The 11,114-nt window shown below is 41.2% G+C and carries 10 protein-coding genes; 3 read left to right on the top strand and 7 right to left on the bottom strand.

Annotated features, from left to right (window positions below):
• Nucleotides 1-218: 218 nt before the first annotated feature.
• Genes ACMJ0U_RS07610 through ACMJ0U_RS07620 form a run of 3 tightly spaced genes read left to right on the top strand, consistent with a single transcriptional unit; the run spans nt 219 to nt 5,339 of the window.
• Complete coding sequence (locus ACMJ0U_RS07610) at nt 219-4,202, top strand: ATP-binding protein (protein WP_417129314.1); 3,984 nt, start codon at nt 219-221, stop codon at nt 4,200-4,202.
• Nucleotides 4,203-4,212: 10 nt separating this feature from the next.
• Nucleotides 4,213-4,755, top strand: a complete 543-nt coding sequence (locus ACMJ0U_RS07615; protein ID WP_417129316.1) for a chromate transporter — start codon at nt 4,213-4,215, stop codon at nt 4,753-4,755.
• Between the two features lie 20 nt (nt 4,756-4,775).
• The gene (locus tag ACMJ0U_RS07620; protein ID WP_417129330.1) at nt 4,776-5,339 is read left to right on the top strand and encodes a chromate transporter; all 564 of its coding nucleotides are present in this window, start codon (nt 4,776-4,778) and stop codon (nt 5,337-5,339) included.
• A gap of 7 nt (nt 5,340-5,346) precedes the next feature.
• Here ACMJ0U_RS07620 and ACMJ0U_RS07625 read toward each other — a convergent pair whose 3' ends face one another.
• From ACMJ0U_RS07625 to ACMJ0U_RS07655, 7 genes are all read right to left on the bottom strand, one after another.
• Nucleotides 5,347-5,889: an IbrB-like domain-containing protein gene (locus ACMJ0U_RS07625; RefSeq protein ID WP_417129318.1), complete on the bottom strand. Its 543-nt coding sequence runs from the start codon at nt 5,887-5,889 to the stop codon at nt 5,347-5,349.
• Nucleotides 5,880-7,178: a DUF3440 domain-containing protein gene (locus ACMJ0U_RS07630; RefSeq protein WP_417129320.1), complete on the bottom strand. Its 1,299-nt coding sequence runs from the start codon at nt 7,176-7,178 to the stop codon at nt 5,880-5,882. Before ACMJ0U_RS07630 ends, ACMJ0U_RS07625 begins: the two co-directional genes overlap by 10 nt.
• Nucleotides 7,165-7,572: a hypothetical protein gene (locus ACMJ0U_RS07635; RefSeq protein ID WP_417129322.1), complete on the bottom strand. Its 408-nt coding sequence runs from the start codon at nt 7,570-7,572 to the stop codon at nt 7,165-7,167. Before ACMJ0U_RS07635 ends, ACMJ0U_RS07630 begins: the two co-directional genes overlap by 14 nt.
• Before the next feature lie 75 nt (nt 7,573-7,647).
• Nucleotides 7,648-8,661: an ABC transporter ATP-binding protein gene (locus ACMJ0U_RS07640; RefSeq protein ID WP_417129324.1), complete on the bottom strand. Its 1,014-nt coding sequence runs from the start codon at nt 8,659-8,661 to the stop codon at nt 7,648-7,650.
• Nucleotides 8,661-9,701, bottom strand: a complete 1,041-nt coding sequence (locus ACMJ0U_RS07645) for an iron chelate uptake ABC transporter family permease subunit (protein WP_417129326.1) — start codon at nt 9,699-9,701, stop codon at nt 8,661-8,663. The genes ACMJ0U_RS07640 and ACMJ0U_RS07645 overlap by 1 nt, the downstream gene beginning before the upstream one ends.
• Complete coding sequence (locus tag ACMJ0U_RS07650) at nt 9,698-10,834, bottom strand: ABC transporter substrate-binding protein (RefSeq protein ID WP_417129327.1); 1,137 nt, start codon at nt 10,832-10,834, stop codon at nt 9,698-9,700. The genes ACMJ0U_RS07645 and ACMJ0U_RS07650 overlap by 4 nt, the downstream gene beginning before the upstream one ends.
• 5 nt (nt 10,835-10,839) lie before the next feature.
• Nucleotides 10,840-11,114 (bottom strand): YncE family protein (locus tag ACMJ0U_RS07655; RefSeq protein WP_417129328.1); only part of this gene is annotated, 275 nt, incomplete at its 5' end.

Raw genomic sequence — 11,114 nt, forward strand, 5'->3', positions numbered from 1 at the left:
ATCCAACCCTCTATGACGAGTATCTCAAATGGTATCCCAAATAAAGAACCGCCACGTGCGGAACCGCATGCGTGGTGGTGTGAGAGGTCGGAAAACGAAAGTAGGAAGAAAACTACTTCGTTTTCCTCCTACTCGATTTCCCATTCCTACATAAAGCTCCGTATTATTTTGATAAGAAATTGTTTTTTCCGAAATTTGCACTTACCAACAAGAGTATTATGCAAAAATTTATTTATATCATTTATCTTCTTTTATTTTTCACCCCTATACATTCGGAGGCACAAATATTCCAATACATTGGCGTGGAAGATGGACTCAGCAGCCGGAGAGCCCTTTCCATTCAACAGGGAGAGCACGATTATATCTGGATTCTCACACACAAAGGAATAGACCGCTATAATGGAAAACAATTTACTTATTACCCTCTTACCAAGAATGGCAACGTGGTCAACTGTTTCCCCAATCTGAACATCCTTAAAACAGACAAGGAACAAAAATTATGGGAAATAGGAAAAGACGGACTGGTATTCAACTTAAATGAGGCCAAAGACTCTTTTCAACTGGTATTCAATTTACATGAAAAATTTCCAGAGACCCAAAAAGTCCCTGTCACCTGCGTTTATCTGGATGAAGAAAAAAATATCTGGTTCTGTACGGAAGGCAAGCAGTATATTTACAACGGTGACACACAGGAAGCTTATAAAATAAGCCAGAAAATTCCAGGAAAAATCACTTGTATTACGCAAATACAGAAAAACAAGTATTATATCTCGACCGAACAGCATCTTTACACGGCTACCTTGCGTAACAAAAGCCTGAACAATATCAAGAGAATCAATACCTCTACCATTAACATTATAGACTACATCTATTATCACAAGCCTACAAAAAAACTGATTATAAACGCATTACTCGACAAACTGTTTATTTACACCCCAACCAGCGGGGAACTGACAGATTTAGGAAACCACTTGAGAGACATTGGGGTAAACACTATCATCCCTAACCGGAAGAATTCAGATGAAGTTTTCATAGCTACCGACGGAGATGGAGTATATAAGCTCAACGTCCATAAAAAAGAACTCACCCATTTCCTGAAAGAGGATAATGAGAGTCTCAACAAAATGAACGGAAGTATCATCAAGGATATTTACATGGACCAGAGCAACCGGATATGGAACGTAATTTATCCGATTGGAATTACAATCTATTCCGAGAAATATCCCAAATACCAATGGCTAAAGCATGCACCAAACAGTACGAACACCCTGTCGAACAACTGTATCAACGGTATTATGGAAGATTCTGAAGGAGACATCTGGTATGCGACAAGTAATGGAGTCAGTTGTTACGACACACGTGAAAAAGAATGGAAAAACTATTGTACGGCAGAAAAAATGCCACAATATGAAAATCATATATTCCTTTCCATCTGTGAGATAAGGCCGGGAATCATCCTGGCAGGAGGCTATATGTCCGGAATTTTCCGTATAGATAAAAAAGCAGGTACGGCTACCTTCCACCAACAAGGAAAGTCTCAGACCCGTGAGACCCCCGACAAATATATACGCGGACTTATTAAAGATAAAAACGATATAATCTGGAGTGGAGGATTTTACAGTTTGAAAAGCTATCACATGAAAACTCATGAGAAACAGGAATATAATACCTCCTATCCTATTACCTACCTGCTGGAAAGGAACGATGATTCCTTCTGGGTGGGAACCATACACGGACTATACATTTTCGACAAGAAGCAACAAAGACTCTACCTCTATAAAGAAAAAGAAGAGATTGGCTGTATCAATGCAATCTACAACAGTACGGATAAAAAGAAAACCTATATTGGCACGTACGGAAACGGATTGTTTATTATCAATAACCAAACTGAAGAAATCAGCCACTGTATGGCAAACAACAGCGGCCTGCAAACAAACAATATCTATAGCATCGTTCCTGACAAAAACGGGAATCTGTTCTTAGGTACAGAAAACGGACTTTCTTTCTATAACCTGAAAGAACAGACCTTTACCAACTGGACACGGGAGCAGGGTCTGCAAGGGGCAAACTTTAACCCGACAGCAGGGATACACACCCGAAACGGTCAGCTGATTTTTGGAAGTAACGAGGGGGTCATCATTCTGCCTGACAGCCTGGAACTGCCTTCAAGCTTCTCCAGCCACATGGTATTCTCCAACCTGCACATCATGTATCATCCGGTACACCCGATGGAAAAGAATTCTCCCTTGACCAAAATTCTGGACGAAACCAATTTCATTCAATTAAAATACGACCAGAACACGTTCTCTATGGACGTATCTTCCATCAATTTTGATAATCCATCGAGTATTCTGTATAGTTGGAAGCTGGAAGGATTCTATGACCAGTGGACTCCTCCCACCAGCAACGGAACCATACGCTATACCAACTTGTCACCAGGAAACTATACACTGAAAGTGCGTTCTATTCTGCTTGATAACCAGCAGATACTGGAGGAAAGAGAAATTCAAATCATGGTGGAACGTCCTTTCTGGCTTACCTTCTGGGCATTCCTAATCTATGCACTGCTAATCATTGGGGCAGCCTACGCTTTTCTGCGCTACCAGATTATCAAGCGCGAACGGAAAACTTCGGAAGAAAAAATCAATTTCTTCACGCATGCCGCACACGACATCCGCACTCCACTGACCATGATCAAGGCACCGCTGAGCGAAATCATGGAAAAGGAAAGCCTGAGTGAAAACGGACAGAAAAACATCAAACTGGCTATGCAAAGCACGGAAAATCTGGCAGAGCTTGCCAATAATCTGATAAATTTCCAGAAGGAAGAATTATACTCTTCACAAACCATCGTGACAATGCATGAGCTGAATCGTTATCTGAGTAATTATATGCACCAGTTTGAAAGTTTTGCCCGCCAAAAAGAAATCACCCTTTCATACGAAAGTTCGTTCGACAGTCTGGACGTGTGGATTAATGCAAGCAAAATGGATTCTATTTTGCGCAACCTGCTGTCGAATGCCTTAAAATATACCCCACAGGGCGGACGCGTATCATTAAAAGCGGAAAGCAACAAAAACACATGGACACTTACTATCTCGGATACTGGTATCGGAATGAACAAGGAAGACCAGAAGAAGCTCTTCAAATATTTGTTCAGAGGATATAATACGGCCAACCAGACCACTACCGGATGTGGCATCGGAATGTTGCTGACTTATCGACTGATTGAAAACCATGAAGGTAAAATTTCATTCAGCAGTACTGAAAACGTAGGAACCAGTTTCCAGCTGACTTTCCCTATAAAAAGTAAAAACTACCAGTACAAAAAAGAAGAAAAAGAAAACACGGCCCATCGGATACAAGCCACGGAAAAGAATGTATCCAAAAGTATTGTCACTACTAATGTGCAGTTCAATAGCTCACAGACAGATGAACAGGCTCCTTTCATATTAGTAGTAGAAGACAATACGGCTTTACAATCGTTCATTATACATAGTCTCTCGGATACCTACCAGGTGGAAGGTGTAGGCAACGGACAGGAGGCCCTTGACTTTGTCAGCGAAAAACAACCGGATTTGATTCTTTCCGACATCATGATGCCGGTCATGGACGGCAAGGAAATGTGCCAGATACTAAAAGGGCAGATGGAAACCAGCCACATTCCCATCATTTTACTCACCGCACTCGGTGACAAGGAGCATATTGTAGAAGGACTGGAAATCAAAGCCGACCAATACTTGGTGAAGCCCTTTGACATACACATACTGAAGGCCACAATTCATACCCTGATAGAAAACCGGAGGATGCTGCGCAATCGTTTCAAATCGGCTGTAACCGCTTTGCCGGAAGAGGCTACTTCCGTTGAATTACCTACAAGCCTGGATGACGAGTTTATCCAGAAAGTGACCGAACTGGTTAAAGAGGGGTTAGGCAAAAACTTCAATGTAGATACCTTGTGTGCTTCGGTCAACATGAGCCGCACCAGTTTCTACAACAAGATTAAGGCTTTGACGGGTATAGCTCCGGCTGAATTCATCCGTAATATCCGGATGCAGGAAGCCGCCCTGATGTTAAAGAGCCAGCGTTATACGGTAGCTGAAGTCTCGGACAAAATGGGCTTTGCCGACCCCAAATATTTTACGGACACCTTCAAGAAGTTTTACGGTGTCCCCCCAAGCATTTATATGAAAAAGAACTAAACGCAATAACATGAATTTCTATTTAAGAGCATTTTTCATCTTCTTCCGGATAGGATTATTTACCATAGGAGGAGGATATGCCATGGTTCCCTTGATAGAAGCCGACCTGGTAGACAAACGAAAATGGATAAAAAAGGAAGACTTTCTGGACCTGATGGCGCTAGCACAGACCGTACCAGGTATTTTTGCTGTAAACATTGCCATTTTCATCGGATATAAGCTGAAAGGATTCTGGGGAGCTTTCTGGATGGCACTGGGCACCGTACTTCCTTCTTTTCTTATTATTCTGGCCATAGCCCTGTTCTTCAGGCAATTCCAGCATGTGGAGGCAGTAGAACATGTATTCAAAGGTATACGTCCTGCAGTAGTGGCCTTAATTGCAGCTCCCACCTTCAAAATGGCAAAATCCGCCCGCATCAACCGATACAATATCTGGATTCCGGTTGTTTCTGCACTACTAATATGGCTTATCGGTTTTTCACCTATCTATGTAATCATTCTCAGCGGGCTGGGAGGCTACTTGTACGGACGCTACAAAAAAAAATATAACTAAAAAGGAGGAAAACTATGATATTGTTATTACTGAAACTATTCTATACGTTTTTTAAAATAGGTTTATTCGGATTCGGCGGAGGCTACGCCATGATTTCCATGATACAAGGAGAGGTAGTTACTCGCTATGAATGGCTCAGTTCATCCGATTTTACAGACATCATCGCTATCAGCCAGATGACTCCCGGTCCTATCGGTATCAACTCTGCCACCTACGTGGGATATACGGCCATGGTAAATGCCGGCTACTCACATGCAGTCGGCATATTAGGTTCTACAGTAGCCACATTCTCGGTGGTACTACCATCGTTTATCCTCATGATATTTATCAGCCGCTTTTTCCTGAAATTTCAGCGCCATCCGGCTGTAGAAGCAGTATTTAATGGTCTGCGTCCCGGAGTAGTGGGATTACTGGCGGCAGCTGCCCTCGTATTGATGAACGGAGAGAACTTCGGTACAGATACGTACCAAATCATCATTAGTATCTTACTTTTTGCTGGATGCTTCATTGCCTCCAACCAATATAAAGTGAATCCTATTCTACTGATTGTATGCAGTGGTGTCTTAGGATATTTCTTGTATTAAAATATTTTTAATCTTCACTCTCCGGCAAAATAGACTGGGGAGTGGGAATAGAAAACTCATTGTCTGCAAACAAAGATGCCAGCCCAGATACCTGCTTTAAACGAAGCAATTCATCCTTATCCATACCTATATTTTGCATAATCCATTTATCAGACATTCCCGCCTGAGTCAGTTCCGCCACAATATTCGTCATTAACCCAATATCATGAGTCCCCCGCGCACGATTATGACGGATAGTAGATCCCATACGGTTGGATAAATCCTTATCAATTACCACTACAGGTAACATCCCTTTCTCACGTTCATAAATTCGCTGAGAGGTTTTCAACACCTGATAACGATGAAAACCATCTACAATAATATACTTGTCATTTTCCTTGTCATAATAACATACGCAAGGCATAGTAAATCCATCTTCCCAAATTGACAGTTCCAATAACTTCATTTCTGGGGGAGCCACCACATTCGGATTATAATTATTGGCACACACTTTCTCCACCGGTACGGCTTTTACATGGTAAACCGGACTTGTTTTCTCTTCTATGTCCATATCTTCTTATATTGTTGTAAAATATAATCTTTCATTTTTTTCTCTTCTTTGTTCATGGCAAATCCCATATATTTACATGCATAATCATTACGAAGAATACACAAGCACATACGTTTATAAGTAGGTATTTCCCTGAACTCCGCAATATCAATATCATCCAAATACTCCATCATAACTGGACGCTTGGTCGTCTTGTAGTTACTTTTATTTCTTACCGTTATCGGGATATTCAGCTTTTCAAGTTTTGCTATCGTTTCATCACTCAAACAACCACCTTTCGTTCTCCAGAACTTAATGCTGGTATGCAGCTTGTTTAAATAACCTCTTCGGGTTTCCTCCGGAAGTGTGGAAAGCAGAAATTCCATGAAGGACTTCCAGGTATGCCCCTCCGGTAATTTAATAGAACCGTATCCCATCGCATGGGTACCTCCATAAATAGCAGAAAAATTAACTCCGTTCACACGGCCAATCATCCGTCCCCAAGTATCCGGCTCTATAGCTTTATACAAGCGTAAACTCTCAATGGCCTCACTAATAAAAGGACTGGCAACTCGCTGACGCTCCAAACTTACACCGGCATAATAATAAAGGTCATACAAACGATTGTAATCCCACCCGAATTTTCCATTCGCAGTCCAAATGTCGGTAGTTTTCCAATCATAAATGGGATAAAGATTATACACATCATTGGCAATCTTAGAAGTCCACTGATAATTATGATAAAGCTGTTGCTTCAAGCCCCCGTAAATGGTACGCCATCGGTTATAACTTTCTTGAGTTCGTATTCCAACCAGACAAGCTGTACGTACTGCCTTTTTCTTTTCATGCAGCCAGGCAGCAAAACGTAGTTGGAACTCATAGTCCCACATATTTTCATGAAAGAAATCAAAATCTTGTGCCCTCAGCACATTTTGAGGCATTTCTCGTACCCAAATATCTCGCACTTTTTCATCCCATGGACGCCAATAATGCTGATACATGGAAGTGCACGTCCTTACTTTAAAAGGAACGCAAACCCGATACACATCAAGAATATCTTTATTATTCTCCAAAATACGATTAACAAACTCTATGGTATGGTCATACTGCACCTCGTAATCCATAAAAAAGACACCAAGCTTTATATTCAGTTGATGCCGACGTATATAATCAATACATAAATTAAGCAGCACGCCACTATCCTTTCCTCCAGAAAACGACACATAAATGTTGTCAAATTCTTTAAAAAGAATAGCCAAACGCTCTTGAGTCAGTTCATAGACATTTTTCGGTTCTTCATTTGTTTTCATGCTTCTTCCTCATTTTAAGATACAAGCTCCACGCACGTTCTATTTCAAATCCGTGTGCTCGGAAATATGATTCATGAGGTTTCTGAACAACAGCCTCCACGCCCCTTTCTTCTACCAAGGAATCATTATCCACAGCCTCCAATAAGCTCACAAACACATCTTCATCGTCATTAGAGACATAATAGTTATTGATTACCAAAGATTTTTTCCGTACCTCTATAGGAAAAAAACCAACTACCTGATTAGCAGAAAATGCTACAAACCAAATAAATGACTCATTAGTTTTAAAAGGATAATTATGATTATACTTAATAATTTCCGGATTCATCACCAATGGGGCTATACAGCTATATAATTCGGGAGATGTACCGGACATTTTCACCACAACTGCCATATATTTATTATTTTTCCAACCAATATACCGGGCAAAAATAACAAATATCCTTCAAATAAGCTTATTTTCTGACAATTATATATTACGAAGCAATTCTTCAAAAGTAGAATAACAAATGCTCTGCCCATTTTTATCTGTATAAAGCAGACAATCGTGTGCTTGCACTTCCAACAAAGACAGATTTTGGCCAAAAGAACAAACATCCAGACAGAAATAATGATGACGGTTCAAAGCGTTTTGTGCCCAATGACGTAATACCTCATCTTTCGCCTTTAAAACAATGGATTTCTCTCCCGACACTTCAGGAGAAAAGCCGCCATGCATCAAATCAAACTTAATCTGAGTATGATTAGCAAATAATGTATCCATCCGGTTGTTCAATATCAAATCTTCCGTCACACCACATTCCAGCCCTCCGGTTGAAGAAAGAAGCCAAAGACGATCAGACAAAACCAACGCCTGTTCAATATCATGAGTAGACAGAAGAATAGCCCTCTTTTCCTCTATGGCCAGACGATGCAGAAGATTCATGATCTCAATGCGACTTACTACATCTAAGAAAGCGGTCGGCTCATCCAACAATATCAACGGACATTCCTGCACCAACGCTTTGGCAATCATGACCTTCTGTCGTTCTCCGTCAGAAAGCTCTGCCATATAGCATCGTGCCTTATGTGCTATCTCTACGGCTTGCAGCGCATGTTCCACCACTTGCTTGTCAGTCTTATTTAAATATCCGAAAAATCCCGTATAAGGCTGACGCCCCAAAGCCACCAGTTCATATACCGTCAAACCTCCTGCCTGGGTACGGTCAGTCAATACGACTCCTATGGTCCTTGACAATTCACGTTCTGAGTAGGTAGACAAATCACGTCCTAACAACTTCAAATCGCCAGCTAAAAGAGGTTGGGTAGCAGCCAAAGTACGAAGCAAAGTAGATTTACCAGCTCCATTTGCTCCCAACAAACACGTCAATTCCCCACGAAAAAGCTGAAAATTCAGAGCGGAATGCACTTCCGTCCGTTTCTTCCCTATCTGATAACCGATTGTCAGGTTGCTACCCTCTACTACTATTTCCGATTGATTCATCAATTAAAATATTGAATTCGACGTTGGTTTATGATGACATAAATAATGACTGGTGCCCCCAAGATTGGAGTAACGGCATTCAACGGTATCACTCCAGACTCTCCAGGAAGTACACAAATCAAGTTACAAAGCAATGCCAATGCTCCTCCTGCAAGCAACGTAACAGGCATCAACGAATTATGATTGGAAGTTCCCAGCATTAAGCGTGCCAAATGAGGCACAGCCAAACCTATAAAAGAAACAGGACCACAAAAGGAGGTTGTAACAGCCGTAAGCAAACCGGTAGCCAAGAGCAGAAAGTTACGTACCTTACGAATATTTACGCCTAAGTTCTCAGCATAACGAGGTCCTAAAAGCAAAGCATTCAAAGGTTTTATAAGTAACACAGCCACTAACAACCCCAATATAGTCAGCAATGCAAAGGTAGGGAGCTGTTCTAAAGAAACTCCTCCAAAATTTCCCATTCCCCACACCATGTAAGACTGCACCCCTTCTGCCGTAGCAAAGAAATTCAACAAAGAAATCAGTGAAGAAGCAATATAGCCAATCATGATGCCCGCAATCAATAGCATCACGTTACTTTTAATTAAAGAAGATAAAGACAATATCAGAGCTAAAACTGCCACGGCTCCAAGAAATGCACCTAAAATAACGGAAAGAAATCCAGAAAGAGTAAACACTCCCGTAGCAATGGTCCCTCCCCCGGCAAGCATCACAAGCGCAACTCCCAAACTGGCTCCCGAACTGATACCAAGAATCGATGAATCCGCTAGCGGATTACTAAACACCGTCTGCAACATTAGTCCGGAAGCAGACAATGCAGCTCCACAAAGCAAAGCCGTTATACATTGAGGAAAACGTGATTCCCAAATAATAAACGTCCAGCTAGTCTTTCCAGTTTCTTCCCCACTTAAAATACGCAATACATCCAGTATTGGAATATTTACCGAACCTAGAAATAAATTGGCTGCCATTAGAAACAATATCAAAAGAGCCAATATACTGAATATCACATAATGTTTTTTTTCTAAATTTATCATTCCGCTAAATTACTAAAATATTTCGGTTCATAGCCTTCCAGCAATTCAGGATGGAATATTTTTACCATATCTTTCAACAATATCTCCGGATGAAAAGGTGATTCTTCATAAAAAGGTATCCGGTAAGTATTGCATCCATAAATCCGACGCTCGCGAAATGCCTTGAAACGCGCATAAAGCGAGTAGTCCCTCTGAAGTTCCTTATAGGTTTTATCCTGAGGCTGATTGTATTTTATCAACCAGAAATCAGCATGCTCTCCTTTGTCGAAGACTGTTTCAAAAGCCATCGGTATAGAACCACTGTTCGGAAGTTCTGCAAAAACATAGTTTGCCCCTGCATCCGCATACAAGCGTCCTGTGGTGCTCAGTCCACCGGCGATATACCATGCAGCACCATACCTCAAGTCACTCAAGACTGTAGGATGAGAAATAGCCTGCGCTGCCAAAGTCTTCACCGCCAAGTATTCTTTTTCTATCTGCGCAAAAAGCGAATCTCCCCGCTGTTCCTGTCCGACCAGCAATCCATAAAAACGCAACCATTCCGCACGCCCTAACGGAGAAGTCTCCATATAATCCGCACATTCTATTATAGGTACCCCCAACTTTCCAACCCGTCCGTATCCTCCGCTATTCTCAAACGGAGAAAGCATGATGGCATCCGGATGAAGGTCTATAATTTTCTCAATATCCGGATTCATTCCGTTTCCGCAATCTATAATTTCTCCGTTACGGCATCCTTCCTGTACCTCCGGCATCTTGAAATATTCCAAGTTGCAGACTCCTTTGATGCTTTTCGTCTGTCCCAATTCTTTCAGTACGCTTCCATGTACCACAGAATACACCACGGCCCGTTCCAATGGAACCCGTACAACAGTTCCTTCCGGCAGATTTTCCGGAACCGGCTGAGTCTTATCAGTCAACAGATAAGTATGCAATGTTTTCAATGTATCCCATGGATTACGGATGGAAACTATTGTATAATCAGGGAACTTTACCACAGACAAATTGGTGGCATACTTCATTCTCAGGGTGTCTCCTCCCTTCAGAACGGAAGAAGTCTTGCTTCCTCCACCACAGGCAGAGAGAAGCAAGACTGTAATTACTATATAGGCAGATAGTAAAAATTGTTTCATAAATCTTATTCAGCTAAGAAACGGATGTTAGTTGTATAGTTTCCGGTTTCTATTTTTTTCTTAAATTGTCCGTCTTTAGAATAAATGTACACATCATCCAACGCACCAGAGTTACGATTTCCAATATATACATCTTCAGATACAGGATCAACCGCTATAAACTGCGGACTTGGAATTGTAGATAAATCTACAAACGGAGTTTCTTTCTTTGTTTTTAAATCATACACAAAACATCTATGCGTATCAGGCAAATAATATTCAGCATACAGAATATACATTT

This window comes from Phocaeicola sp., assembly GCF_048170425.1.
In the GTDB taxonomy this organism is placed as follows: Bacteria; Bacteroidota; Bacteroidia; order Bacteroidales; family Bacteroidaceae; genus Phocaeicola.